This window comes from Zunongwangia sp. HGR-M22 (assembly GCF_027594425.1).
Classification (GTDB): domain Bacteria; phylum Bacteroidota; class Bacteroidia; order Flavobacteriales; family Flavobacteriaceae; genus Zunongwangia.
Genome location: NZ_CP115159.1, coordinates 1,854,417 through 1,879,617 on the forward strand (window position 1 = coordinate 1,854,417; position 25,201 = coordinate 1,879,617).

The 25,201-nt window shown below is 33.8% G+C and carries 27 protein-coding genes; 17 read left to right on the forward strand and 10 right to left on the reverse strand.

Translation table 11 applies throughout. The features are described 5' to 3' along the window. Positions 1-229: 229 nt before the first annotated feature. The 5 genes from PBT91_RS08020 (at position 230) to rfbD (ending at position 5,639) form a co-directional block, all read left to right on the forward strand. Positions 230-2,035: a hypothetical protein gene (locus PBT91_RS08020; RefSeq protein ID WP_270061261.1), complete on the forward strand. Its 1,806-nt coding sequence runs from the start codon at positions 230-232 to the stop codon at positions 2,033-2,035. Positions 2,036-2,305: 270 nt separating this feature from the next. Beyond that, complete coding sequence (rfbB, locus tag PBT91_RS08025; RefSeq protein ID WP_270061262.1) at positions 2,306-3,334, forward strand: dTDP-glucose 4,6-dehydratase; 1,029 nt, start codon at positions 2,306-2,308, stop codon at positions 3,332-3,334. Positions 3,335-3,357: 23 nt separating this feature from the next. Continuing rightward, complete coding sequence (rfbA, locus tag PBT91_RS08030) at positions 3,358-4,215, forward strand: glucose-1-phosphate thymidylyltransferase RfbA (protein ID WP_270061263.1); 858 nt, start codon at positions 3,358-3,360, stop codon at positions 4,213-4,215. Further along, entirely contained in the window at positions 4,215-4,778 is a 564-nt protein-coding gene (rfbC, locus tag PBT91_RS08035) for a dTDP-4-dehydrorhamnose 3,5-epimerase (protein ID WP_270061264.1), read from the forward strand. The genes rfbA and rfbC overlap by 1 nt, the downstream gene beginning before the upstream one ends. Positions 4,779-4,784: 6 nt before the next feature. Continuing rightward, positions 4,785-5,639 carry a dTDP-4-dehydrorhamnose reductase gene (gene rfbD / locus PBT91_RS08040; protein ID WP_270061265.1) on the forward strand — a complete coding sequence of 285 codons (855 nt, stop codon included), beginning with the start codon at positions 4,785-4,787 and terminating at the stop codon, positions 5,637-5,639. 78 nt (positions 5,640-5,717) lie between these two features. On the opposite strand, the gene PBT91_RS08045 is transcribed toward rfbD, so the two are convergent. From PBT91_RS08045 to PBT91_RS08060, 4 genes are all read right to left on the reverse strand, one after another. Continuing rightward, complete coding sequence (locus PBT91_RS08045; RefSeq protein WP_270061266.1) at positions 5,718-6,452, reverse strand: Bax inhibitor-1/YccA family protein; 735 nt, start codon at positions 6,450-6,452, stop codon at positions 5,718-5,720. 90 nt (positions 6,453-6,542) lie between these two features. Next, positions 6,543-7,880 carry an adenylosuccinate lyase gene (purB, locus tag PBT91_RS08050; RefSeq protein ID WP_270061267.1) on the reverse strand — a complete coding sequence of 446 codons (1,338 nt, stop codon included), beginning with the start codon at positions 7,878-7,880 and terminating at the stop codon, positions 6,543-6,545. A 142-nt stretch (positions 7,881-8,022) separates the two neighbouring features. Next, on the reverse strand, positions 8,023-8,181 hold the full coding sequence (locus PBT91_RS08055; protein WP_270061268.1) for a hypothetical protein: 159 nt from the start codon (positions 8,179-8,181) through the stop codon (positions 8,023-8,025). A 268-nt stretch (positions 8,182-8,449) separates the two neighbouring features. Then, complete coding sequence (locus tag PBT91_RS08060) at positions 8,450-9,136, reverse strand: SIR2 family NAD-dependent protein deacylase (protein WP_270061269.1); 687 nt, start codon at positions 9,134-9,136, stop codon at positions 8,450-8,452. Between the two features lie 166 nt (positions 9,137-9,302). Between PBT91_RS08060 and PBT91_RS08065 the strand changes: the two genes are divergently transcribed. Continuing rightward, a complete protein-coding gene (locus tag PBT91_RS08065) occupies positions 9,303-9,956 on the forward strand; it encodes a TrmH family RNA methyltransferase (protein ID WP_270061270.1) in 654 nt (217 codons plus the stop codon). A 32-nt stretch (positions 9,957-9,988) separates the two neighbouring features. Next, complete coding sequence (locus PBT91_RS08070; protein ID WP_270061271.1) at positions 9,989-10,516, forward strand: SRPBCC family protein; 528 nt, start codon at positions 9,989-9,991, stop codon at positions 10,514-10,516. A 3-nt stretch (positions 10,517-10,519) separates the two neighbouring features. Here the strand turns inward: PBT91_RS08070 and PBT91_RS08075 are convergent, their stop codons facing one another. From PBT91_RS08075 to rlmH, 4 genes are all read right to left on the reverse strand, one after another. Continuing rightward, positions 10,520-11,284 carry a carboxypeptidase-like regulatory domain-containing protein gene (locus PBT91_RS08075; RefSeq protein WP_270061272.1) on the reverse strand — a complete coding sequence of 255 codons (765 nt, stop codon included), beginning with the start codon at positions 11,282-11,284 and terminating at the stop codon, positions 10,520-10,522. Positions 11,285-11,350: 66 nt separating this feature from the next. After that, the gene (locus tag PBT91_RS08080; RefSeq protein WP_270061273.1) at positions 11,351-13,153 is read right to left on the reverse strand and encodes a DEAD/DEAH box helicase; all 1,803 of its coding nucleotides are present in this window, start codon (positions 13,151-13,153) and stop codon (positions 11,351-11,353) included. Between the two features lie 72 nt (positions 13,154-13,225). Further along, the gene (locus PBT91_RS08085) at positions 13,226-13,798 is read right to left on the reverse strand and encodes a non-canonical purine NTP diphosphatase (protein ID WP_270061274.1); all 573 of its coding nucleotides are present in this window, start codon (positions 13,796-13,798) and stop codon (positions 13,226-13,228) included. A 6-nt stretch (positions 13,799-13,804) separates the two neighbouring features. Beyond that, positions 13,805-14,278 (reverse strand): 23S rRNA (pseudouridine(1915)-N(3))-methyltransferase RlmH, encoded by a 474-nt coding sequence (gene rlmH / locus PBT91_RS08090; protein WP_270061275.1) that lies wholly within the window; start codon positions 14,276-14,278, stop codon positions 13,805-13,807. 51 nt (positions 14,279-14,329) lie between these two features. On the opposite strand from rlmH, the gene nadC reads away from it, so the two are divergent. From nadC to priA, 5 genes are all read left to right on the forward strand, one after another. Then, positions 14,330-15,187 (forward strand): carboxylating nicotinate-nucleotide diphosphorylase, encoded by an 858-nt coding sequence (nadC, locus tag PBT91_RS08095; RefSeq protein WP_270061276.1) that lies wholly within the window; start codon positions 14,330-14,332, stop codon positions 15,185-15,187. Between the two features lie 3 nt (positions 15,188-15,190). Continuing rightward, complete coding sequence (locus tag PBT91_RS08100) at positions 15,191-16,120, forward strand: YihY/virulence factor BrkB family protein (RefSeq protein ID WP_270061277.1); 930 nt, start codon at positions 15,191-15,193, stop codon at positions 16,118-16,120. 29 nt (positions 16,121-16,149) lie between these two features. Beyond that, on the forward strand, positions 16,150-16,710 hold the full coding sequence (locus tag PBT91_RS08105) for a chalcone isomerase family protein (protein ID WP_270061278.1): 561 nt from the start codon (positions 16,150-16,152) through the stop codon (positions 16,708-16,710). A 7-nt stretch (positions 16,711-16,717) separates the two neighbouring features. Beyond that, positions 16,718-17,149: a DUF2147 domain-containing protein gene (locus PBT91_RS08110; RefSeq protein ID WP_270061279.1), complete on the forward strand. Its 432-nt coding sequence runs from the start codon at positions 16,718-16,720 to the stop codon at positions 17,147-17,149. A gap of 82 nt (positions 17,150-17,231) precedes the next feature. Next, the gene (gene priA, locus PBT91_RS08115; protein WP_270061280.1) at positions 17,232-19,685 is read left to right on the forward strand and encodes a replication restart helicase PriA; all 2,454 of its coding nucleotides are present in this window, start codon (positions 17,232-17,234) and stop codon (positions 19,683-19,685) included. A gap of 56 nt (positions 19,686-19,741) precedes the next feature. On the opposite strand, the gene PBT91_RS08120 is transcribed toward priA, so the two are convergent. Beyond that, positions 19,742-20,452 carry a LytR/AlgR family response regulator transcription factor gene (locus tag PBT91_RS08120; protein ID WP_270061281.1) on the reverse strand — a complete coding sequence of 237 codons (711 nt, stop codon included), beginning with the start codon at positions 20,450-20,452 and terminating at the stop codon, positions 19,742-19,744. Between the two features lie 168 nt (positions 20,453-20,620). Here PBT91_RS08120 and rpsF point away from each other — a divergent pair, with 168 nt between their 5' ends. From rpsF to PBT91_RS08140, 4 genes are all read left to right on the forward strand, one after another. Next, positions 20,621-20,959, forward strand: coding sequence for a 30S ribosomal protein S6 (rpsF, locus tag PBT91_RS08125; RefSeq protein WP_270061282.1), 339 nt, complete (start codon positions 20,621-20,623; stop codon positions 20,957-20,959). Between the two features lie 2 nt (positions 20,960-20,961). Beyond that, positions 20,962-21,261, forward strand: coding sequence for a 30S ribosomal protein S18 (gene rpsR, locus PBT91_RS08130; protein ID WP_270061283.1), 300 nt, complete (start codon positions 20,962-20,964; stop codon positions 21,259-21,261). A gap of 12 nt (positions 21,262-21,273) precedes the next feature. Continuing rightward, positions 21,274-21,723, forward strand: coding sequence for a 50S ribosomal protein L9 (gene rplI, locus PBT91_RS08135; RefSeq protein ID WP_270061284.1), 450 nt, complete (start codon positions 21,274-21,276; stop codon positions 21,721-21,723). 67 nt (positions 21,724-21,790) lie between these two features. Further along, positions 21,791-22,264, forward strand: coding sequence for a DUF6495 family protein (locus tag PBT91_RS08140; protein WP_270061285.1), 474 nt, complete (start codon positions 21,791-21,793; stop codon positions 22,262-22,264). A gap of 115 nt (positions 22,265-22,379) precedes the next feature. Here the strand turns inward: PBT91_RS08140 and PBT91_RS08145 are convergent, their stop codons facing one another. Further along, positions 22,380-23,621 (reverse strand): ABC transporter permease, encoded by a 1,242-nt coding sequence (locus tag PBT91_RS08145; protein ID WP_270061286.1) that lies wholly within the window; start codon positions 23,619-23,621, stop codon positions 22,380-22,382. Positions 23,622-23,833: 212 nt separating this feature from the next. Here PBT91_RS08145 and hisS point away from each other — a divergent pair, with 212 nt between their 5' ends. Continuing rightward, on the forward strand, positions 23,834-25,201 hold the full coding sequence (gene hisS / locus PBT91_RS08150; protein WP_270061287.1) for a histidine--tRNA ligase: 1,368 nt from the start codon (positions 23,834-23,836) through the stop codon (positions 25,199-25,201).

Here is a 25,201-nt window from a genome sequence, read left to right on the forward strand (position 1 = left end):
TATTGCTATTAAATTCGTATTTGCTGTTTTATAGAAACATATTTACTTACTTTTTCAAATAAACCTTTACTAATTTCCTATAATTTAAACCTTAGATAATGTTAAAAAAACGTTTTTAAACGAATATATATGTGCCTTATCGTAAACTTTTATTTTAGGTAGTTTTTCACTTTATATTCGCACTGTTTATTAAAAATAAACAGGTTATAAAAGTATAAAGCGATATATAATGGAGAAATTTTACCCTGCTGAAAAGAATTTATTTTTTTCTGTTTTTTTGATTTTTATTCTAACAATTTTTACAAATACATCTGTAAATGCTCAGGTTGGTATAGGTACCACTAAACCTCACCCTTCAGCTGTTCTCGATATTCATAGTGAAAACGCTGGAGTTCTACTTCCGCAAATTTCATTAAAAGATTTGCAAGATCGCAATACAATTAATAATCCTGCAGAAGGATTGTTAATATACAATAAGCAAAAAAATGCTCAGAAGCATTTAAATAATAGTTTCTATATCTGGGATGGCGAAAAATGGGATCAAATTCAATCGCAGCGCGATGCAGATGAAATCAATAAAAGAATAGATAGTTTGAAATCGTCTTTTGGTAATGGATCTGGCGAAAGTTGGAATTTAAAAGGAAACGACTTAGGTTATGGAGGTACTTCCGATAAATTTTTAGGAAGCACTACTTATGCCGAAGTCAATTTTAAGGTTAATAATGAGCCTATTGGAAAATTTCACCCTAATGGCGGTGTGAGTTTGGGTCGGAAATCAATTATTGATGATGCTCAACGATCTTTTGCTTTAGGAGAAGAATCTGATGCCAGTGGTAATCAAGATGCTTTTGCGATAGGAACTAAAGCTAAGGCTAATACTAACAGATCTGTAGCATTAGGGTACAATTCTGAAACCAATCAAACCAATGCTTTTGCCCTAGGTGTAAATTCTAAAGCTGATGGAACTAGTTCTTACGCTATAGGAAATAGTTCTTATGCTAGCGCGACTGATGCCTTTGCCATAGGAACAGATGCTGTTGCAAGTGCAAGTGCTTCAATCGCGATTGGACAAAATAGTAAATCTTCCGATGTATTTGCTTCTGCTTTCGGTGTAGGAGCTATTGCTTCAAATCAATTTAGTACCTCGATTGGTAATGAAGCCAATTCTTCAGGGATGCATGCCATGGCTGTTGGAGACAATTCAAGTGCTCAGGGTAGCAACTCTATTTCTTATGGTTATAAGGCCATTTCTAAAGGAACCAATTCAATCGCAATAGGATCTGAAGCAAAGGCAACTCAGCAATATTCTGTAGCTATTGGTTATGGTGCTCAAACTAAAAAGCAACATACAGTGGTAATAGGCAATGCGGGGTACGACGCTAACGGAAGTAAAAATGACTGGTATAAATCTAAAGTGGGAATAGGTACTTATGATCCTGCAGCAACCTTAGATGTAGATGGAAGTTTTAAATTAACTGATGGAAGCCAGGGGGCTGGTAAGGTACTTACTTCCGACGCTAATGGAAATGCAACATGGAAAGATCTAAACTCTGGTGGGGGAAATTCGGGAAGTTCAGGTAAAGTATATGCAGATTTATATAATAATAGTTCAGCAAGGCTTAACAATACAGGTCAACCATCTGTTGTGAAATTTGGCGTTAATTCACTTTCAAAAAATATTAAAATAGAACAAGACGGTATTCAGGTAAGTCAAGGTGGTATTTTTAAAGTAAATGCAACAATAACTGTAAATACAGAGGATGACGATGCCGAAGATACTGTATATGAATTTTATTTAGCAAAATGGGGTAATAAAATAGCGGGGTCTTCTGTATATATTACGATCGATAGTGCAATTGATGATAATGAAAAATATACAGTAACTTTAAATAAACTATTAAAGTTACAACAATGGGAACAAGTAGCTGTGTACGGTAGACAGGTAAATGTTGGTGGTCACGATCGTAATGCTTCAGAACTTTCTTTAGTAAATGGCGCTTGTTCATTTACCTTAGAGAAGATAGATGAAATTTAATTTTTCTAAGTTTACAAATAAATTTAAGCTCATTTCTATTAAGATTTGAGCTTTTTTATTAAATAATGTTTTTTAGTTTATAATTTTGATATTTAAGGTTTTAGTGAATTAAATAATAAATAAGAAGAATTATAATGAACGTAAATAGGTTATAGTGGTTCTTTGTCGCTTTTTTTGTTTAATAATCTAATTATCAAAGTTTTTTAAACTTCATTAGAAATTTTTTGTTTAATTCAGTATAATTTTAGCTACCATTAAAAACAGCAAACTATGGATAATATTTTAGTTACAGGGGGTTGTGGCTTTATAGGTTCAAATTTTATAATTCATTATCTAAAAAATAATTTAGATAGCGCTATCATTAATTTAGATGCGTTAACCTATGCTGGAACTATTGATAATTTGAGCGAATTAAAAAACAACGATAGATATACATTTATTGAAGGTGATATATGTGATAGAGATTTAATAGAAAAAATCTTTCATAAATATAATATCAAAAATGTTATTCATTTAGCTGCCGAATCTCATGTCGATAATAGTATAGCTAATCCAGATGCATTTATGCAAACTAATATACTTGGTACATTTAATTTATTAGATGTTGCTAAAAATTACTGGATGATTTCTCCTGGAGTTTATAAGGAAGATTACAAAAATTCTAGATTTCATCATGTTTCCACAGATGAGGTTTACGGGACTTTAGGAGAAGAGGGATTATTCCTGGAAACTACTGCCTACGCACCTAATAGTCCATATAGCGCTTCTAAAGCATCTTCAGACTTTATAGTAAGAAGTTATCATCATACTTATGGGATGAATGTGGTAACCACTAATTGTTCCAACAATTATGGGCCAAAACAACACGACGAAAAACTTATACCTGTAATTATTAGAAAAGCCTTGGCGGGAGAAGAAATTCCCATATACGGTAATGGTAAGAATATAAGAGATTGGCTTTATGTTTTAGATCATTGTAAAGGGATTGAGCTTGCTTTCAAAAAAGGTATCACGGGAGAAACTTACAACATAGGTGGTAGAAACGAACGAACAAATATTTATATCGCAGAGAAAATTTGTGAATTTTTAGATCGTGAAATTCCGTGTAAATCTGGAAAAAGTTACAAAGATCAAATTTCGTACGTTACTGATCGCGCTGGGCATGATTACCGTTATGCAATAGATGCATCTAAAATTGAAAATGAGCTGGGTTGGAAAGCAGATGAAAATTTTGAAAGTGGAATTGAATTAACCATAAATTGGTACTTAAATAAATATAGAAATATTCTCTCTAATTAATTCAATCAATATAATTATAATTTATGAAAGGAATAATATTAGCGGGGGGATCTGGAACAAGATTGCATCCTTGCACTATAGCCGTAAGTAAGCAATTAATGCCTATATATGATAAACCAATGATCTATTATCCGCTTTCTACTTTAATGGAAGCTGGTATTCGTGAAATATTAATAATAAGCACACCGCACGATATGCCATTATTTAAAAAGTTACTGGGAGACGGAACTAAATATGGTTGTGTTTTTGAATATGCAGTCCAACCTAAACCAGAAGGTTTGGCTCAGGCTTTTTTAATTGGCGAAAATTTTATAGGTAAAGATAAAGTGGCGTTGGTATTGGGGGATAATATATTCTATGGTTCAGGATTATCCAATTTATTACAGGCAAATAATGAACCCGATGGAGGAATCATTTATGCCTATCACGTAACAGATCCTGAAAGATACGGAGTTGTAGAATTCGATGATAATCAAATGGCAATTTCTATTGAAGAAAAGCCATCAATACCAAAATCGAATTATGCAGTACCTGGTATTTACTTTTACGACAATAATGTTATCGATATAGCGAAAAATATTAAACCCAGTAAGAGAGGAGAATTAGAAATAACTGATATAAATAAAGAATATCTTAATCGAGGAAAACTTAATGTTAGTATATTAGACCGCGGAACGGCCTGGCTAGATACAGGAACATTTAATTCTTTAATGCAGGCTTCCCAATTTGTTCAAGTGATTGAAGAAAGACAAGGGTTAAAAGTTGGGGCTATCGAAGCTTCAGCTTTAAAAATGGGATATATCACAAAAGAGCAATTTGTGAGTTTAACTGAGCCCTTTCTTAAAAGTGGATACAGTAAAAATTTATTAGCGACAATTTAATGGAAGTAAAAAGAACTAGCATAGAAGGCTGTTTTGAAATCGAACCAAAAATAATTAAAGATAAAAGAGGATATTTCTATGAAAGTTTCAATAAAAATCTTTTTCAAAAAAAGACAGATGTAAATACAGAGTTTGTTCAAGATAACCAGTCTTTTTCTCAAAAAGGAGTTTTAAGAGGTTTACACATGCAAACCGGTAAATATGCTCAGGCAAAACTTGTTAGTGTTTTAAAAGGGAAAGTGTTAGATGTAGCAGTAGATTTACGCCCTAATAGCCCTACTTTTAGTAAAATATTTTCTTCAATCTTATCAGAGGAAAATAAAAAGCAACTATTTGTTCCACGTGGTTGTGCACATGGATTTGTGGTACTCAGTGAAACCGCTCTTTTTTATTATAAATGTGATAACTTTTATAATAAGGAATCTGAAACCGGAATTATCTACAACGATCCGCAGTTAAGTATAGATTGGCAATTACAGGATGATGAGCTTATTATTTCTGAAAAAGATAAAATGTTGCCAAGTTTCAATGAATTTTTGGAACAGCTAAAAGCGACTATGTAAATTGGTATGATAAGTATTTTAGTAACAGGCGCATCTGGCCAGTTAGGGCAGAGTATTAAAAAAATAAGCCCACGATTCCCTGAATTTCAATTTTATTTTAAAAGTTCAGCTGAGTTAAACATTACAGATGCTGAAAATGTTAAAAATACTTTTGCTGAAAACCGTTTTGATTACTGCATAAACTGTGCAGCTTATACAAAGGTAGATTTGGCAGAATCGGAAACGAAAAGCGCTAATTTGATCAATAATGAGGCAATTTCAATTTTGAGTGAATGGTGTCGGGAATTTAGAGTTACCTTAATTCATATTTCTACAGATTTTGTATTTCAAGGCATTCAAAACATTCCATACAAAGAAGAAGATCAAACCAAGCCTGAGAGTGTTTATGGTACTACTAAATTAGCTGGAGAAGAAACTATTCAGAAGAAATTAGAGCAATATTTCATTATTCGCACTTCGTGGTTATATTCTGAATTTGGTCATAATTTCGTAAAATCCATGCTGAAGTACGGAAAAGAAAAAGAAAGCTTATCTGTAGTCTACGATCAACTAGGAACTCCTACTTATGCTGGAGATTTAGCTGAATTTATATTGAAAATAATAAGCTCTAAATCTAACCAATATGGACTTTATCATTACAGCAATGAAGGTGTGGCTAGCTGGTATGATTTTGCATTCAATATTTTTAAAATTTCAGGAATTAACATAGGTTTAAAACCAATTCGATCTGAAGATTATCCAACTGCAGCAAAACGCCCTTGCTATAGTGTTTTAGATAAGCGTAAAGCAAAGTCAACTTTCCAAATTCAAATTCCGCATTGGCAGGATTCTCTTATTAAAGCTTTGGAAGAACTCAACTAAAAGCTTCTAATCTGAGATTAAAATATAAAAAAAAGCGCTTCGTAAATGAAGCGCTTTTTTATTGAATATAGAATTATTTTATCTTCTGTTTCCAAAAATACGAAGCATAAATAAAAACATATTTATAAAATCTAAATACAATGTAATTGCTCCCATTAAAGCAAGATTATGACCGATATCAGAATCTTCCATACCAGCGCGATACATCCTTTTAATTTTTTGAGTATCATAGGCTGTTAAGCCAACAAAGATAAGGACACCAGCATAAGTGATTACCCAATATAGTATTTCACTAAAAAAGAAAATATTTACAATCGAGGCAATAATAATACCTATTAGTGCCATAAAGCAAAGGTTACCGATACTTGTAAGGTCTTTTTTGGTAAAATAGCCATAAGCACTCATTGCACCGAAAGTTCCTGCAGTAACAAAAAATGTGGTAGCAATAGAGGCAGAGGTAAATAGCAATAGGATAAATGATAATGTTATTCCATTTAAAACTGAGTATAAAATAAATAATGAAGTTGCCGTTGTGGTAGATAGTTTTTGAATATTAGAGCCTATGTAACCTACCAATACAACTTCACCTATTAACAACCCATAAAATACCAGTTTATTAGAGAAAATTAAGTTCATCAATTGTTCGCTACTTGCAGCGAAATAAGCAGTAACACCAGTTATTAGGAGTGCTAAAGCCATCCAATTGAATACCTTATTGATATAGGCTGTTCTTCCTTGTTTTAACTGAGAATCAGAATGAATTGCTTGATCTTCAGAGTGTATTCTGTTTGTGATTTGAGAATCTGAACTCATAAATTTAAATTTCTATTTTATTGTAAAATTAAAGATTTCCATTACTCAAAAATTGAGTATTTCACTTTTTATTCAATCTTTTTTTAAAGATTAAATTCCGGTATAATTTTGCGGAGTTATTTTTTTAAGTTCCTCTTTAATATGTGGTTCTACTTCCAGAGTTTCAATAAAATTTGCGATGCTTGTTTTGTTTATTTTCTCGTTAGTTCTGGTAAGCCCTTTTAAAGTTTCATAAGGATTCTTGAAACCTTCACGTCTTAAAATGGTCTGAATTGCTTCAGCTACAACGGCCCAATTTGCTTCAAGATCGGCATTGAGTTTTTCTTCATTCAGCAATAATTTATTTAAACCTTTTAGAGTAGATTTAAAAGCAATGATGGTATGTCCTATAGGAACCCCAATATTTCTTAAAACAGTACTATCTGTAAGGTCTCTTTGCAATCTGCTAACCGGTAATTTAGAAGATAAATGTTCGAATAACACATTTGCAATTCCTAAATTTCCTTCGCTATTTTCAAAATCTATAGGGTTTACTTTATGTGGCATAGCAGAACTTCCAATTTCTCCTGCTTTGATTTTTTGCTTAAAATAATCCATGGAAACATAGGTCCAAATGTCTTTATCAAGATCCAATAAAATCGTATTTATACGTTTTAAAGCATCGAAAATTGCGGCCATATGGTCGTAATGTTCAATTTGTGTAGTTGGGAAAGAATGCTTCAAAGACAACGTATTTTCTACGAAACCGGTACCAAACTTTTTCCAGTCAACTTCAGGGTAAGCAACAAAATGTGCATTATAATTTCCGGTAGCACCACCAAATTTGGCTGCATGGCTACATGCTTCTAAAAGTTGCTTTTGTTCTTTTAAGCGAACAGTGAAAACTTCTATTTCTTTACCAAGACGAGTAGGGGATGCGGGCTGCCCGTGTGTACGAGCTAATAATGGAATATCTTTCCACTCTTGGCTAAGCGATTTTAATTTATCCAAAATTTCATCTAATTCTGGAATATAGGTTTCTTCGATTGCATCTTTTAAAGAAAGTGGTACCGCTGTATTATTAATATCTTGAGAGGTAAGTCCAAAATGTATAAATTCTTTTGAATTCTCTAAGCCTAATTTTGCAAACTCTTCTTTCAGAAAATATTCGACAGCTTTTACATCGTGATTGGTCGTTTTTTCTATTTCTTTGATGGCCTGCGCATCTTGAGAAGAAAAGTTTTCGTACAAAGCTCTAAGCTCAGGAAAAATTGACTCATTTACGTCTTTTAACTGCGGAAGCGGTAATTTGCATAGCGCAATAAAATATTCAACCTCTACTTTTACACGATATTTTATAAGCGCTTCTTCACTAAAATAAGCCGATAAAGCTTTAGTTTTAGAATGATATCTTCCATCTATAGGAGAAATTGCGTTTAGCGATGTCATTTTCTGAATTTAAAAAGTTAAAGTGTAAAGATAGTGCTTCAAAATTATCTGTGAAGCGACTATTTTAATTTCTTTAAAATTTTTGCGCCACAAGACTTAAATCCAGCTGAGCCTTGATGTAAATGCTGCTACAAATAGGCTTTTATTCGGGATGAATCCAATCAATTTCAAAACCTAATAAGAACAAAGCCTGCATCGCAAAAATCTTTGTGACGGTTTTAGTATTGCCCAGTAACCAATCGAATGATACTTCACAAGCGCTTTCTAAATATTGCTGCGGAAGTGAGAAATCATTATCCAAATACTGAAATTCGAAAATTTTGACGAATAATTTTGAAATATATCGCTTTTTGGTTTCAGAGCTAATTTTAGTGGAAACTTCAATAATTTCTTCGGAAAAATTTAAAATTTCAGCTAAATGATTTCTCGAATAAAATTCTAATAAAGCTATTCCTTTTAGACGATATTTATTCGAATATTGAATTAACTGTCAATCGCAATCTTTTTGCATATAGCTGATCGACTCACAATACTTATCGTCATGTGTTCAATTTCAGCTTTAATATTCATCAATTAAATTTTTCTCGAAGTTCTTTTGCCAGCTTAGGCACCCCAGTAACGGCTTTTTCAGCGAATATAGTTAGATGGTTATTTTCCTGAATACTAGGCTTAGGATCGATAAAATACACAGGTGTTTTTGGTTGAGCAAAATCGACAAGACCTGCAGCAGGATAGACCTGCATCGAAGTTCCAACTATTGCAATAATATCGGCATGGGAAACTTTTTGTATTGCTTTTTCCATCATTGGGACCGCCTCTCCAAACCATACTACATGCGGTCGTAACTGAAAATTATGTTCGCAAAAATCACCAATATTAAGATCTTCCTTCCAATCTAATAGCAGATCTTCATCAAAAGTGCTTCTTACTTTCAATAATTCGCCATGTAGATGCAAAACATTAGAACTGCCGGCTCTTTCATGAAGATCATCAATATTCTGCGTTATAATTTCAACATTAAAATCATTCTCTAATTCAGCTAATACAAGATGAGCTTCATTTGGTTGAACGCTAAGTAATTGCCTTCTGCGCTTATTATAAAAATCGAGAACCAATTCTTTATTTTTTTTCCAACCCATTGGCGAGGCTACTTGCATCACATCGTGGCCTTCCCAAAGGCCATCTTCGTCTCTAAAAGTTTTTATACCGCTTTCGGCGCTAATTCCTGCTCCCGTAAGTACAACTAGATTTTTCATGAAATAAAAATAAAAAAAGTAATCAAATTAGCTGTTATAAAATGTTGATCACTAAAAAGGATATAATTGTTTGTTTTATAGATAATTGCCGCCTTAACAAAACAAACTATATTTTTAAATATTTATGTCATTCTTTTATAAGCCCAAATTTTATATTTTTGGAGTGATGGAAAACCCTGCTCTGCTTACGTATTTAGAAGATTTTCTTACCGATCGTAGAAAATCTCTTATGAAAAAAGTTATTGATCAACGAACTAATCATATAACAGTAGCTACTCAAGATGTTTTTCAATTGCATAATACAAGCGCGGTAATTAGAAGTTGTGATGTTTTTGGGATACAAAACGCGCATGTTATAGAAGAAAAATTTCCCAAGCGTATCGATCGTGAAATTGCAATGGGAGCGCAAAAATGGGTAACAATAAATCGTCATTCTTCAGCAAAAGAATGTATTTCGCATTTACGCGCTAATGGTTATCAGATCGTTGCTACCAGTCCGCATACTGATTCCTTACATTTAAAAGATTTTGATATTAGTAAAAAATCAGCTTTATTTTTTGGAACGGAGCGGCATGGATTGTCTGATGAAATTATGGCAGCTGCAGATTGTACTTTGAAAATACCAATGTATGGTTTTACGGAAAGTTTGAATATTTCGGTTTCCGCAGCTATTATTCTACAAACTTTAGCTGAAAGAATGAGAGCCGAAGGCGTAAAATGGGAATTAACAGAAGAAGAAAAAAGCGATTTGAAGCTGGAATGGCTGAAAAATAATTTGAAGAACAGTGCCGAGCTAATTTCTCATTTTTGTTCGAAATAATTTTAAAGTTTAATAAATAGCAACCTATAAGAATGACGCTTTTTTTCTACGTCGCCATTGCTTTGATCACCTTTGTGGCCTTTTTGCACGCTTGGTCTAAGAAAGATTATGATGTAAGTAGAACCATTGTTATTAACCGACCTAAGGCAAATGTTTATGCCTTTATACGCCATTTGGAAAATCAAAAACTCTGGAACTCCTGGTATCTAAAATCAGAAAATATTACAACTAAATTTAAAGGTACAGATGGAAAATTAAATGCTATCTGTTACTGGAGAGGCAACGATAAAATAGGAGAGGGGACACAAAAAATTACAAAAATAAAGCCCGGAAAAGTTTTAGAAACTAAAATTTTGCTTTTAAAACCCACAAAAGCTGTTGCGCTGGGTTATTTTGCCACCAAAGAAATTCAACCAGAAAGAACTAAAATAATTTTCGGGCTACGAGGGTATTTAGCTTTTCCGTATTCTGTTATATCAATATTCTACAGTATGGAAAATCGCTTAGGTAAAGAATGTGAAGAAAGTTTACAAAACTTAAAGCGAGAATTAGAAAAATAATATCTAATTTTTATTTCGCTGAAGTAGTTTATACTCTTCCCAACAACCACTAATTGCATCAAGAATCTGCAAATCTGTAGCAGTTCTTACAAAATCTTCAGAGTAACTACATCTACTTAATACCTCTTCAATTTCAGCTCTGCTCATTTGTAGCATTGCCGTGAGTGTTTCACGGTTGTACTTAGATCCTAAAAGTTCACGAATACTTTCGTCATCCTTCATTTTTCTAAGTTTTCGCATCTGGCGCTCTTTTCGGCTAAACAGATTATTTAAAGCATCAGCAGGATTAAAGATAGATCCTATAACTTTATTAAATGCACTAGGAGAAGAATCCCCGGCCTCGTATCCACTGTTAAGGCCGGAAATGCTATATCTCTTATTTTCGTAAATAGGTATGTTCTTAGCATCAATTTCAAGATAGCCTGTAAGTTTTACATCACTCACGGTAACTTCTTCTAAAGCGATACCTACTTCAGTCATTTTTACTTTTACATTGCCGTATTTCAACCAATCGTTGGTAACTCTAACTTTGATTGATTTAAAACCGATATAAGTAAAATATAAAGTATCATTTACAGTTGCCGCAATCTCAAAAGATCCATTTTCATCTGAAATATTTCCTTTAACCTGGTTTAAGTTCACCACATGAACATTCTCCAAAGCCACATCGTTAGCGGCATTCATCACGGTTCCTGAAATAACATCCTGAGCACTTGCAATTTGGCAAGTGAAAATAACTGTAAATAATAATGTAACTAAATGCTTCATAGAAATTGACGCCTAAAATATGAAAATCATTATAAAAAATGATGCCAAATCGAAGATTAGGAATTCTTATTTTTTAGATTTTCTTCTTTTAATTGAACTTTCTATATTATTACCACGACTTCCTGATCGTTTACTTTTTTTTCCTTTAAAACCAGAGTCTTTAGAGTCATTTGATCTTGATCTGCCTTTTCCGCCAGATTTAAAATCTCGTTTTCCAAAACTACCGTCACCGCCTTTACGACCTTTACGTCCGCGACCGCCTTTACCGCCCCCACTATTGGAGTTTTTGGTAATTTCAACATTAATTCTTCTTCCCTGATATTCGAAATCGCTAAAAGCATTGATAACTTTATCAGTTTCAGAATTTTCAGTATTAAAGAAAGAGAAGCTGTCTTTTACATCTACTTTAAAAACACCATCTTTACCTAACTGCAAGGCATCTTTAAGAAAATCCTTAAGACTCATCCAATCAAATCCATCTTTCTTACCAACATTCATAAAATATCGGGTGGAGTTTGGATCTAGATCTACGTTTGATCCACCACTAACAGGAGCAAGATCATTCGCCTTTTTATAGTAATTAGAGAATCTTGTAAATTCTACTGAAAAGAATTTTTTGATAAGCTCTTCTTTACTGAAATCTTCGAGTACTTTATTGATATTAGGCAGATATTCATCAATATCATGATTAATTTCTGTATTCTTAATATCATTTGCAAGATGAAGAAGCTGTACTTTACAAATATCTTTACCATCTGGTAGCTGCTTTTCATCAAAAGATTGTTTGATGATTCGCTCGATACTTTTAATTTTTCTAAGCTCACTTTTAGAAACAATTACCATCGATGTTCCTGTTTTACCAGCACGTCCGGTACGACCACTACGGTGCGTATAGGTTTCAACTTCATCTGGTAACTGGTAATTTATTACGTGAGTAATGTCGTCTACATCAATTCCTCGTGCAGCCACATCTGTAGCAACTAACATTTGGATTTGGCGAGTTCTAAAAGATTTCATTACCAAATCACGTTGATTCTGACTCAAATCTCCGTGTAGTGCAGCAGCGCTATAACCATCTTCGATTAATCGTTCGGCTACTTTTTGCGTGTCACGTTTGGTGCGACAAAATATTACTGAAAAAATCTCTGGATTGGCATCTGCTAATCTTTTAAGTGCCGCATAACGATCTCTGGCATTTACCAAATAAAACTCATGAGATACATTTGTTGCTCCCATATTTTTACTACCAACGGTAATTTCGATAGGAGAACGCATAAACTTTTTTGCAATTGTAGCCACTTCTTTTGGCATCGTTGCAGAGAATAACCAGGTGTTTTTCTCTTTTGGAGTATGAGATAAGATAGAAGTTATATCTTCATAAAATCCCATATTCAACATTTCATCTGCTTCATCTAAAACGCAATACTCGATTTTAGAAATATCGGTAAGCTTACGTCTAATCATATCTTGCATTCTCCCGGGAGTTGCAACGATAATTTGGGCTCCGCGCTCTATTTGCCTCGCTTGGTCTGTAATACTAGCACCTCCATAAACGGCTACCGGATGTAGCGAAGGCTCGTATTTAGAATAATTTTTTAATTCGTTCGTAATTTGCAAGCATAATTCTCTTGTAGGAGATAAAATTAATGCCTGTGTGTGCTTTGATTTTGGATTGATTTTCTGAATCAAAGGGAAACCAAAAGCTGCCGTCTTTCCTGTCCCGGTCTGGGCTAAGGCAACCATATCGGTCTCTTCGTCTAATAAAATGGGGATGGTTTTTTCCTGTACTTCACTTGGACTTTCAAAGCCCATGTCTTCAATTGCTTTTAAAATAGAGGAATTTAAACCTAATTCTTGGAATTTATTCATTATAAAATTTAATAAGCTGCAAATGTACGTATTAGTTTACAGCTTATCACATTAATCTTTTTAATTCATACTTTATTTTGATAGGTAGTCTATTAACTCACTAAAAGCTTTTCCGCGATGACTAATTTTAGCTTTTTCCTGCATTTCCATTTCGGCAAATGTGCGATCATAGCCTTCGGGTCTAAAAACTGGATCATATCCAAATCCTTTTGCACCGCTAGCAGTTTCTGTAATGTGCCCTTTACAAATGCCTGTAAAAAGATTTTCGTTATCTTTTAAATTTAAAGCAATAACTGTTTTAAAACGTGCCTTTCTAGATTCTTTGTTTTCAAGTTGCTCTAACAATTTTTTTATGTTAGCTTTATCGTCTTTTTGTTCACCGGCATATCTTGCCGAATATACTCCTGGCGCACCAGCCAGCGCTTCAACTTCCAGACCTGTATCATCGGCAAAGCAGTTGTAACCGTAACGATGCCTAACATATTCAGCTTTTAAAATGGCATTTCCATCTATGGTATCGGCCGTTTCAGCAATATCTTCAGTACATCCAATATCATCTAAAGATAATAATGTGATATGCTCAGGAAGCATGGCTTCAATTTCTTTAAATTTATTCTTATTGTGCGTTGCAAATACTAATTCCATTGTTAATTATCTATGATGATAAGGTTCGTTTTTAAGTATGGTAAATCCTCGGTAAATTTGTTCAGTAATAAAAAGTCGCACCATTTGGTGGGAAAATGTCATTTTCGATAAAGAGATTTTACCATTGGCGCGTTGGTATATTGCTTCAGAGAATCCATAAGGCCCGCCAATAACAAAAATGAGTTGTTTAAGGCCGCTATTCATTCTTTTCTGAAGATATTCTGAAAAAGCTTCCGAAGAAAATTGTTTTCCGTTTTCATCCAATAATACTAAAAAATCTGAAGTTTGCACTCTGTTCAGAATCAATTCTCCTTCTTTTACTTTTTGCTGATTTTCGTCTAGATTCTTTGCTTTTTTGAGATCGGGAATAATATCGATGTCAAACTTCGTATAAAACTGAAGCCGTTTTAGATAGACCTCTATAAGGTTTTGTAATTCCTTACTATCGGTTTTTCCTATGCAGAGTAATTTTATCGTCATTCGGTATATTTAGCGCAGACTTTCCTACATTTACAAAAATAAGTATTGCAAATGATCTCAGCAGCACAATTTGAAAAAGAAATTGAATTAATAATTAGCAACGCCATTCGCGAAGATGTTGGCGATGGCGATCATAGTTCTCTTGCTTGCATTCCGGCAGAAGCACAAGGAAAAGCGAAACTACTGGTAAAAGATAATGGCATTCTTGCCGGTGTTGATTTTGCTAAAAAAGTCTTTGCTTATGTTGATCCTGAAGCGAAATTAGATATTAAAATAAAGGATGGTGAGAAAGTAAAAAAGGGAGATATTGCTTTTTATGTTGAAGCAAGTTCGCAGTCTATTTTAAAAGCTGAACGATTGGTGCTGAATGCTATGCAGCGTATGAGTGCCATTGCCACCAAAACGAAAGAATTTGTAGATAAGCTGGAAGGTACGGGAACAAAAATTTTGGATACCAGAAAGACAACACCCGGCATTAGAGCTTTAGAAAAATGGGCAGTTAAGATAGGCGGAGGTGAAAACCACCGTTTCGCGTTGTACGATATGATTATGCTTAAAGATAATCATATTGATTTTGCAGGAGGAATTGCAAAAGCTATACAGAAAACAAAAAGATACCTGGAAACGAACAATCTTGACCTTAAAATTATCGTAGAAGCTAGAGATATGCAGGAAATTGAAGAGATTTTAAATGAAGGTGGAGTTTATCGAATTTTGATTGATAATTTTAATTATGATGAGACCAAAAAAGCAGTCAATTTTATAAGTAATCAATGCTTAACAGAATCTAGTGGCGGCATTACTTTGGAAACTGCAAGAAAGTATGCTGAATGTGGCGTAGATTATATTTCTAGTGGTGCATTAACACATTCGGTTTATAATATGGATCTTAGCTTAAAAGCTATGTAATGTATGTCTATAGGAGAGCAGATTACAACTAAAGTAGATGATATTTCAAATTGGTGGGAGAAAAAATCGAGTAAAATCATTTTGCCTGGTACAGATGGTTTATCGCTCTATCACCTTTGGGATATTTATTCTAGCGGAATTGTACAGGGCACGTTTTCAACACGAGCTAGTGCTATTGCTTTTAGTTTTTTTATGGCTCTTTTCCCTTTCTTATTGTTTATTTTTAACCTTATTCCTTATGTAGAAGAAATTAATCTTATAGATGATTTTAGGATTAAGTTTTTACTATTTATGGATTCTTTATTACCACCAGAAACGCAAGACTATTTTGGTGATATTTTTGCTGATATAGCTAATAATCCGCGTGGTGGATTATTGTCATTTTCATTTATATTATCTATTTTTTTAATGACAAATGGCGTAAATGCAATTTTTACAGGATTTGAATTTTCATATCATACCAAACTAAAAAGATCGTTAGTTAAGCAATATATAGTTGCGATTGGAGTGTCACTAATTTTGGCATTTCTTTTGCTAATTACTGTTATAGTAATGGTATACGCTACTTATGCGATAGAAGATTTAAGCGAATATGGATTAATAGCAAACAATGAGTCGGGTACTGTCGTTGTAAAATATTTGGCCTTTGTAGTGCTTATTTATATTGCGGTCGCCACTTTATATTACTTCGGAACTAAAGAAGCAAGGCAGGCAAGATTTTTTTCAGTAGGAGCATTTTTTACGACAATTCTAATTATGTTAACCTCATTTTTATTTGGATTATACATTGAAAATTTTTCAAATTATAACGAATTGTACGGTTCTATTGGAGCATTGTTAATATTAATGGTGTATATTTGGTTAAATGCTAATATTCTTCTATTGGGGTTCGAGCTTAATGCCTCTTTATTAAAATTGAAGAAAAAATTTTAAAATATTATTTAACTTAATAATACAGAAAAATGAAAAAGTACGTTTTACTTTTGGTTGCCGTATGCTCATTAACAGTAATGAGTGCACAAAAAAAAGTGGGTGGTGTAGAATTACCGGCTAAGGTTGAATTTAAAGGAGAAACCCTTAATTTAAATGGGGCGGGAGTTCGAGAAAAATTTTGGATCGATTTATATGCGGGTGGACTTTATTTAACAGATAAAAATAGTGAAGCCGAAAAAATAATGAATGCAGATAAGCCGATGGCTATCAAACTGCATATCGTATCCAAATTAATTACAAGTGATAAAATGATCGACGCGGTAAACGAAGGTTTTGAAAATGCCACCGACGGCAAAACAGCGCCCATCGAAGCTGAAATAAAAAGATTTCAAAGTTTTTTTAGTGACGAGATTAAGAAAAACGATGTATTTGACTTAGTTTACATTCCTGGTGAAGGTGTAATCTCTTACAAAAACGGCAAAGAAAAAGGAACTATTAAAGGAATTGCTTTCAAGAAAGCATTGTTTGGAATCTGGCTTTCTAAAAAACCAGCAGAAGACGATCTTAAAGAAGCAATGTTAGGACAATAAAAAAAACATGAAGAAATATATTCTATTTTCCGTATTAATTTGGGCTTTTGGAGCCAATCTAAACGCACAAGAAGGCATTTTTGGAAAATGGAAATGTACTAATCATGATGGTAAAGTGAATTCTATTGTAAGAATTTATCAGAAGGATGATGGTGAAGTCTGCGGCAAGGTAGTGAGAATAATTAAAGAAGAAGATCGCGATAAGATTTGTACCGAATGCGAAGGAGATCTAAAAGACAAACCAATTGAAGGCTTACAGCTTATGCATGGTCTGCACAAGGACGGCGATGAATATTCTGGAGGAGAAATTATAAATCCCAAATCAGGTAAAGTTTATAAAGTAAAAATTTGGGTTGATGAGGACCAACCAGACAAACTTAATGTTCGCGGTTATGTAGCTTTCTTTTTTAAAACAATGACCTGGGATCGGGCAGAATAACTCAAAAAATTAAAAAAACTTTAAAACCATTCTTTAATCGAGAATGGTTTTTATTTTTACCTTATTTAGATAAGTATAGTGTATGCCAAACTTTGTAGATGTCATTTTACCTTTACCTTTAGATAATAGGTTTACCTACAGCATTTCTATTGAAGAAGCTTCTTTTTTGCAGGAAGGCATGCGAGTGGCCGTACCATTTGGAAAATCTAAAATCTACACAGGAATTATTGCTGAAGTGCATGATCGCGACCCGAAAGTTTACGAGGCAAAACCTATTAGTCAGATTTTGGATGAACAACCACTGGCAACTCAACAACAGTTGAAATTTTGGAGTTGGATAGCATCTTATTATATGTGTACTGAAGGCGAAGTTATGCGAGCTGCGCTTCCTGGAGCTTTTATTTTAGAAAGTGAAAGTATAGTTCAACTTAAAAAAGATGCCATAATTGATGATTCTGAGCTTAAAGATGATGAATTTTTGGTGGTTGAAGCATTGCAAAATCAATCTTCTTTAAAGATTAAAGAGGTTGAAGCCTTGTTAGATAAGAAAACGGTGTTGCCCGTTCTTAACCGCTTAATGGCTAAAGATATCGTAGTGCTTAGTCAGGAAATCTATGAGCAATATAAACCGAAGCGAGTTCGATATATAAAACTACACGAAAATCACGAATCTGAAGATGCTATGCATGCGCTGTTAGATGAATTATCTAGAGCACACAAACAGCGAGAAGTCGTTTTAAGTTATTTCAGCCTAAAAGCGAAAAGCACTAAACCAATTAAGGCAAAAGAATTGCTGAAAATTTCAGGAACAACTTCTTCAGTTTTAAAAAGTCTATTGAAGAAAAATATTTTTCAGGAATATTACATCAACGAAGATCGTGTAGGTTTTGGTGGTGAAGTTACAAGAAATTACATTCAATTTAACGAATTTCAGGAGAAAGCTTTTGGGCAAATTAAGGCATCGTTTGAAGAAAAAACCGTTTGTTTATTGCACGGTGTAACCTCTAGCGGAAAAACAGAAATTTATTTTAAACTAATAGAAGAAGTTCTTAATAAAGGACAACAGGCACTTTATTTATTGCCAGAGATTGCACTTACCACACAACTTATAAATCGTTTACAAGCATATTTTGGTGACAAAGTTTTGATTTATCACAGTAAATATTCAATGAACGAGAGGGTAGAGGTTTACCAAAATGTATTGAATGCAACAGATGATGCTAAAGTAGTAATTGGAGCAAGATCGGCTATTTTTCTTCCGTTTCAAAAATTGGGCATAATTGTAGTAGATGAAGAACATGAAGCTACTTTTAAGCAATATGATCCCGCTCCTCGTTATCATGCAAGAGATGCTGCTATAGTTTTAGCTAATCAGTTCAAGGCAAAAACTTTGTTGGGGTCTGCTACGCCATCATTAGAGTCTTATTTTAATGCTGAACATGATAAATACGGTTTCGCTGAATTATTAAGACGATTTGGAAATGTAATGATGCCGGAAATTGAGATCGTTGATATTAAAGAGAAACATCGGAAAAAACGGATGACCGGGCATTTTTCTGATCGCCTACTTAAAGAAATAGAAGCGTCCCTGGCTGAAGGAGAGCAAGTAATTTTATTTCAGAATAGAAGAGGTTTTTCACCAATATTAGAATGCAATACCTGCGGACATTCACCGCAATGTCCAAATTGTGATGTAAGCTTAACGTATCATAGTCAAAGCAATCAATTAAGATGTCATTATTGTGGTTATCACATCGCCATGCAGCAGCGTTGTATGGCCTGTCACAGTGATGATGTTTCCACTAAAGGTTTTGGAACGGAACAGATCGAAACAGAATTGAAAGCTTTGTTTCCTGATCATAAGATAGGTAGAATGGATCAGGATTCTACCCGCGGTAAATACGGTTATGAAAAAATTATTACTGCTTTTGAAGATTTAGAGATTGATATTTTGGTTGGAACACAAATGCTTACCAAGGGATTAGATTTTAGAAATGTAAATCTGGTAGGAGTGATGAATGCCGATAATCTTCTTAATTTCCCAGATTTTAGAGCGCACGAGCGGAGTTTTCAATTAATGCTTCAGGTCTCGGGAAGGGCAGGCAGAACAAAAAAACGCGGGAAGGTATTAATACAAAGTTATAATCCGCATCATCAAATTATACAGCAAGTTTCTACAAACGATTATACGAGCATGTATAAAGAACAGTTGCAGGAGCGTTATAATTACAAATATCCACCTTATTATAGATTAGTGCGTTTAAGTTTAAAGTCTCGTGATTTTAGCAAAACCAATGATGCTGCCGATTGGATTGCAAAAGCTATGCAAAATGTGTTTAAACAACATGTATTAGGCCCCGAGTTTCCACCAGTAGCAAGAATTCGAAACGAGTATTATAAAAATATTATGCTTAAAATTCCACAAAATCAATCTTTGGGAAAAACGAAAGCAGTTTTAAATAAGATCCTTGTAAGTTTTAATTCAATAGGTGCGTATCGAAGCGTGAGAGTTATTGTAAATGTTGACCCAGTTTAAGTGTTGAATTATATAAGCTTTCAATAATATCTAAAATAAGAGAAGAGTTAAAATTACTAAGCTTTACTAGCTAAAGCTTCTACAAGGTTATTTTTCTTATGGCGGCTTAATGGTAATTTTTCACCAGCAATTTCTATGGTCTTGCTATTATAACGTTCTACTTTTTCTAAATTCACAATATAGGATTTGTGCGTTCTTAGAAATTTCTCTGAAGGTAATTCTTTCTCAAAAGATTTCATTGTAGCCAGTACTACAAAATTATCTTCTTCGGTAACAAATTTTACATAGTCACCAAGAGCCTGTATATATTTTAAGCGATTTAGAAATACTTTACGATTTTTAAGATTGCTTTTTACAAAAATATAGTCATCATCTTCAGGGAGTACAGCCTGTGTTTTAAGCTTGTACATGTTCAATGCCTTAGTTGTAGCATTATTAAAGCGCTCCTTACTAACAGGCTTTTGTAAGTAGTCTACTGCGCTATAATCAAAAGCTTTATAGGCGTATTTGGTTTTGCCGGTAACAAAAACAATTTGTGGTTTATTAGGGAGGTCGTCAAGAAGCTCAAAACCAGACAAGATTGGCATTTCTATATCTAAAAATATTAGATCGATCTCATTGTCTAAAAGGCCATTCTTAGTTTCGATAGCATTATTGTACTCTGCCACCAAAGTAAGGTTAGGGTGATCCTTTATCATCTTAACAATAGATAATCTCTGAAGACTTGAATCATCCACCACTGCACACTTTAACAAAATATCTTCCACAGTTCTTTGTTGCTATTACTTTTAACAATATTATGGATTAAAATTGAAATAGACAAGATTGGATTAAATTTCATCGATCAAAAGCCTATTTTTAACTAGTTAAATTTTGCTTGTGAATTATAAAAAATAGTTCTATTTTTGCAGCCAATTTTAATAAAATATATTTTTATGAATCATTATGAAACTGTTTTCATCTTGAATCCCGTTTTATCTGATGAGCAGATAAAGGAAACAGTTAAGAAATACGAAGAATTTCTTGTTTCTAAAGGAGCTGAGATGGTATCAAAAGAGGATTGGGGGCTAAAAAAATTAGCTTACGCAATTCAGCACAAAAAAAGTGGTTTTTATCACTTATTTGAATTTAAAGCACCAGGAGAGGTAATCGAACCTTTAGAGCTTGCTTTTAGAAGAGATGAGCGTATGATGCGTTATTTAACTGTGAAGTTAGATAAGCATGCTATTGCCTGGGCTGAGAAAAGAAGAAAAAGAATCCAAGAAAAAGCGTAAGTATGGCTACATCTATTGAACAACAAGCAAAAGGAAAAAAAGACGGTGAGATTAGATATCTTACTCCTCTTAATATAGAAACTACTAAAACTAAAAAGTACTGTAGATTTAAAAGATCGGGTATTAAATACATCGATTATAAAGATCCAAACTTTTTAATGAGTTTTGTAAACGAACAAGGTAAATTACTTCCTCGTCGTTTAACAGGTACTTCTTTAAAATACCAAAGAAAAGTGGCTGTTGCTGTTAAACGTGCACGTCATTTAGCATTAATGCCATACGTTGGTGATTTATTAAAATAAAAAGAAGCAATTATGGAATTGATACTTAAAAAAGACGTAGATAATTTAGGGTTTAAAGACGATGTCGTAGCTGTGAAGAATGGTTATGGTCGTAACTTTTTAATCCCACAAGGCTTCGCAGAATTAGCAACTCCATCAGCTAAGAAAGTTTTAGCTGAAACTCTTAAACAAAGAGCTTATAAAGAGCAAAAGCATATCGACGAAGCTAAGAAACAAGCTGAGAAGCTTAACGGAGTTGATATTAAAATTACTGCTAAATCTGGTGCTGGAGACAAATTGTTTGGATCTATCACTAATGCAGATTTAGCTGATGCTTTAGCTAAAGAAGGTGTTGAGATCGACAAAAAATACATCAGTATTGCTGGTGGAAATATTAAAAGATTAGGACAATACGATGCAACTTTACGTTTTCATCGTGAGGTAATTTCTACACTATCATTTGATGTTGTAGGAGAAGCTTAAGAAGCCTATATAATTTTTAAAAAGCCTACTCTGTGAGTGGGCTTTTTTTATAGTTAAATTTTTTATTATGAAATATGCAAGACTTACAAGAGAGCAGCTGGAAGAAATGCACCAAGAATTTATCAATTTTCTTGCCACGCAATCTATCACAGCCGATGAGTGGAAAGATATAAAAACTAATAAACCTGATGTTGCTGAAAAAGAAATCGATGTTTTTAGTGATCTTATCTGGGAAGGTGTTTTAAATAAAGTTGAGTTTTTAGAGCATTTTTCAAAACAGCAATTGTTTTTATTTCAAATAACGACAGCTACCATTAACTTAATAGCTGTCAAAATTGAAAATGAAGCAATTGATATTACCACGCGAGAGGGATACAATTGGCTTAGAGCTAATTTGATGGATGATGCTGTAAACATTTATACATCAACTAAAGCGATGAGTGATGATCGTAATAAGGATATTTTCGCATTAATAAAACAAGGAGCGAGTATCACAAAAGGTGAGTTATACCAATATTTTGCTGGTATCGTAAAGGGTTGATTTTGATTTTTCGGAAAAATTTTGCGTGTTAAGTCAAGCCTAAATAGGGCTTGACTAAACTTGATATTTGAATGTATTCTTTTCCGAAGAAAGATTAAGATATTTTATTTTCTCTCTATTCGTATCGAAGCGATTCTATAGGATCTTGTTTTGAGGCTTTAATTGCAGGATATAATCCTGAAAATAGCGCGGTAAGAAGGGTGACAACCACAGCCCAAAACATCGCTAACCAAGGCGTTGTAAAATCGAAACCTACTCCGGCCGAAACGGCCATACCAATCAAGATTCCTAAAATTATGCCCAAAATTCCGCCAAATTGACCAATAATTAAAGTTTCCATAAAAAATTGGGCGGCAATTGTATTTTTCTTTGCACCAAGTGCTTTACGAACACCAATTTCCCGAGTTCTTTCGGTAACACTAACCAGCATTATGTTCATCAGCGCAATAGAAGATCCAAATATGGTTACCAGGCTAATAATCCATGCTGCCATGTTCAAATAGCCAGACATTTCTGCGATTTCGTTTAGCAGGCTATCGCTTCTTTCTAGCCCAAAATTATTTGGTTCTATTGGATTTAATTTTCTAATATTTCTAAAGGTTAAGATAGCTTCATCCTGTGCAGCATCTAAAACTTGCTTATCTTCAACTTTAATACTAAGGTTGTAATTAATCCCGGGATTAGTGAATATAGATCTTGCATGCTGAATGGGTATAAGAACTCTTAAATCTTCATTATTACCAAATGTAGATCCTTTAGATTCTAATATCCCAATAATTTTAAATTTTGCACCTCTAACGCTTATAGTTTTGTCGATAGGATCTGCACCATTAAAAAGTCCGTTATCTTTAGCAAAATCTGCGCCTACTACGGCTACATTGCTATTATTCTGAATATCAAAATAGTTAAATTCACGTCCTCTTTCGACTGAAAGTCCCGAGTTGATTATGTAATTTTCGTTAACTCCCAGTACATTTATTTCAGGATCTGTTTTTTCGTTTTCCCATTTAATTTCCGCAGCAGTGGTTCCGGTAAAGCTAATCGCAGTAGTGGTAAGAGGAAATTGGTAATTATCCTTAAAGCTTTTAACTTCCCTATAGGTAATCACTGGATTTATTTTATTTACTTCGTCGCCGCGTTGTGAAGTGTAATTGTAGCGCTGAATATTAAATGTATTAGCGCCCATAGACGCAAAATTTCCGCTAATGGTATTCTCTAAAGCGCCAACGGCACTAAGTATTCCCACCAAAGCGGTTATCCCTATGGCGATAATGAGTACAGTTAGAATGGTTCTTAAAAGTTGACCCTTAATCGAATCGAAAGCGATATTGATGTTCTCGCGTATGAGTGCAAACATATTTTGAAATTTCAGTCACTATAAGTTAGACTCAATTTTAGGAATAATGTTACTTAAAATTTGAAAATTGTTTAGGTTCGAACAAAATTTAAGATATTTGCAGCCGATAAAATGGTCTGCAAAGCAAATATAGCAGCCTATTTTAACTAATTTGAATAATATATTTTTGAACTGAAAGAATACAGGATTTCTCCTGAAGATAGATTGATTTTATGGCACAAAAACCTTCAATACCAAAAGGAACTAGAGATTTTACTCCGCAGGAAGTGGCAAAACGAAATTTTATTTTCGATACCATAAAAAGAGAATTTAAAAAATTTGGATTTCGAGCGATCGAAACACCAAGTTTTGAAAATTCTGAAACCCTGATGGGAAAGTATGGAGATGAAGGCGATCGTCTAATTTTTAAAATTCTTAACTCTGGAGACTTTTTAAAGAAAGCTGACAAGAGTGCTTTAACCAATCAAGACAGTTTAAAGCTAACACCTTCTATTTCAGAAAAAGCATTAAGATACGATTTAACCGTACCATTTGCGCGTTTCGTTGTACAGCATCAAAATGAAATTGATTTTCCGTTTAAACGCTATCAAATTCAGCCTGTTTGGCGTGCCGATCGTCCACAAAAAGGCAGGTTTAGAGAATTTTATCAATGTGATGCCGATGTTGTAGGAAGCGATAGTTTATGGCAAGAAGTGGAGTTTGTGCAATTGTACGATGCCGTTTTTTCAGGGTTAAAATTAGAGGGAGTTACTATAAAAATTAATAATCGTAAAATTTTATCTGGTTTTGCTGAAGTAATAGGTGAGCAGGATAAATTGGTCGATTTTACAGTTGCGCTAGACAAGCTGGACAAGATAGGTGAAGATGGTGTGGTAAAAGAAATGCTCTCTAAAGGTATTGCTGAAGATGCTATCGAGAAAATTAAGCCTATTTTCGGCTTAAACGGAAGCTTTGCTGAAAAGATTGCAGCAATAAAATCAATATTAGCAACTTCTGAAGTTGGTCTTAAAGGAATCGAGGAGCTAGAATTTATTCAAAATGCGATCTCAGAAATCCCTTTAAAAACTGCGAATCTCGATTTAGATGTTACTTTGGCGCGTGGTTTAAATTATTATACCGGTGCAATTTTTGAAGTTGCGGCACCCAAAAATGTTAAAATGGGATCGATTGGTGGCGGTGGTCGATATGATGATCTTACGGGAATTTTTGGGCTAAAAAATATAAGTGGTGTAGGGATTTCATTTGGTTTAGATAGAATTTATTTGGTTTTGGAAGAATTAGATTTATTTCCAGATGCTGTTGTTGATGATGTAAAAGCCTTATTTATAAACTTCGGAACAAAAGAAGCACTTTATTCCTTTAAAGGAGTTAATAAATTACGTGCGAACGGAGTTAACGCCGAAGTATTTCCGGATGCTGCGAAAATGAAAAAGCAGATGAATTATGCCAATAAGCGCAATATTCCGTTTGTTATTTTAGCCGGAGATGAAGAAATGAAAGAAGGAAAATACACGCTTAAAAATATGAAAACCGGTGAGCAGGATCGTCTTACTTTGGAAGAAATTATTTCTAAAATATAA

Bases quoted from the DNA above. Each gene is read 5' to 3' on its own strand.
- PBT91_RS08020 (WP_270061261.1), top strand. From the start codon at position 230: ATGGAGAAATTTTACCCTGCTGAAAAGAATTTATTTTTTTCTGTTTTT.
- rfbB (WP_270061262.1), top strand. From the start codon at position 2,306: ATGGATAATATTTTAGTTACAGGGGGTTGTGGCTTTATAGGTTCAAAT.
- rfbA (WP_270061263.1), top strand. From the start codon at position 3,358: ATGAAAGGAATAATATTAGCGGGGGGATCTGGAACAAGATTGCATCCT.
- rfbC (WP_270061264.1), top strand. From the start codon at position 4,215: ATGGAAGTAAAAAGAACTAGCATAGAAGGCTGTTTTGAAATCGAACCA.
- rfbD (WP_270061265.1), top strand. From the start codon at position 4,785: ATGATAAGTATTTTAGTAACAGGCGCATCTGGCCAGTTAGGGCAGAGT.
- PBT91_RS08045 (WP_270061266.1), bottom strand. From the start codon at position 6,452: ATGAGTTCAGATTCTCAAATCACAAACAGAATACACTCTGAAGATCAA.
- purB (WP_270061267.1), bottom strand. From the start codon at position 7,880: ATGACATCGCTAAACGCAATTTCTCCTATAGATGGAAGATATCATTCT.
- PBT91_RS08060 (WP_270061269.1), bottom strand. From the start codon at position 9,136: ATGAAAAATCTAGTTGTACTTACGGGAGCAGGAATTAGCGCCGAAAGC.
- PBT91_RS08065 (WP_270061270.1), top strand. From the start codon at position 9,303: ATGGAAAACCCTGCTCTGCTTACGTATTTAGAAGATTTTCTTACCGAT.
- PBT91_RS08070 (WP_270061271.1), top strand. From the start codon at position 9,989: ATGACGCTTTTTTTCTACGTCGCCATTGCTTTGATCACCTTTGTGGCC.
- PBT91_RS08075 (WP_270061272.1), bottom strand. From the start codon at position 11,284: ATGAAGCATTTAGTTACATTATTATTTACAGTTATTTTCACTTGCCAA.
- PBT91_RS08080 (WP_270061273.1), bottom strand. From the start codon at position 13,153: ATGAATAAATTCCAAGAATTAGGTTTAAATTCCTCTATTTTAAAAGCA.
- PBT91_RS08085 (WP_270061274.1), bottom strand. From the start codon at position 13,798: ATGGAATTAGTATTTGCAACGCACAATAAGAATAAATTTAAAGAAATT.
- rlmH (WP_270061275.1), bottom strand. From the start codon at position 14,278: ATGACGATAAAATTACTCTGCATAGGAAAAACCGATAGTAAGGAATTA.
- nadC (WP_270061276.1), top strand. From the start codon at position 14,330: ATGATCTCAGCAGCACAATTTGAAAAAGAAATTGAATTAATAATTAGC.
- PBT91_RS08100 (WP_270061277.1), top strand. From the start codon at position 15,191: ATGTCTATAGGAGAGCAGATTACAACTAAAGTAGATGATATTTCAAAT.
- PBT91_RS08105 (WP_270061278.1), top strand. From the start codon at position 16,150: ATGAAAAAGTACGTTTTACTTTTGGTTGCCGTATGCTCATTAACAGTA.
- PBT91_RS08110 (WP_270061279.1), top strand. From the start codon at position 16,718: ATGAAGAAATATATTCTATTTTCCGTATTAATTTGGGCTTTTGGAGCC.
- priA (WP_270061280.1), top strand. From the start codon at position 17,232: ATGCCAAACTTTGTAGATGTCATTTTACCTTTACCTTTAGATAATAGG.
- rpsF (WP_270061282.1), top strand. From the start codon at position 20,621: ATGAATCATTATGAAACTGTTTTCATCTTGAATCCCGTTTTATCTGAT.
- rpsR (WP_270061283.1), top strand. From the start codon at position 20,962: ATGGCTACATCTATTGAACAACAAGCAAAAGGAAAAAAAGACGGTGAG.
- rplI (WP_270061284.1), top strand. From the start codon at position 21,274: ATGGAATTGATACTTAAAAAAGACGTAGATAATTTAGGGTTTAAAGAC.
- PBT91_RS08140 (WP_270061285.1), top strand. From the start codon at position 21,791: ATGAAATATGCAAGACTTACAAGAGAGCAGCTGGAAGAAATGCACCAA.
- PBT91_RS08145 (WP_270061286.1), bottom strand. From the start codon at position 23,621: ATGTTTGCACTCATACGCGAGAACATCAATATCGCTTTCGATTCGATT.
- hisS (WP_270061287.1), top strand. From the start codon at position 23,834: ATGGCACAAAAACCTTCAATACCAAAAGGAACTAGAGATTTTACTCCG.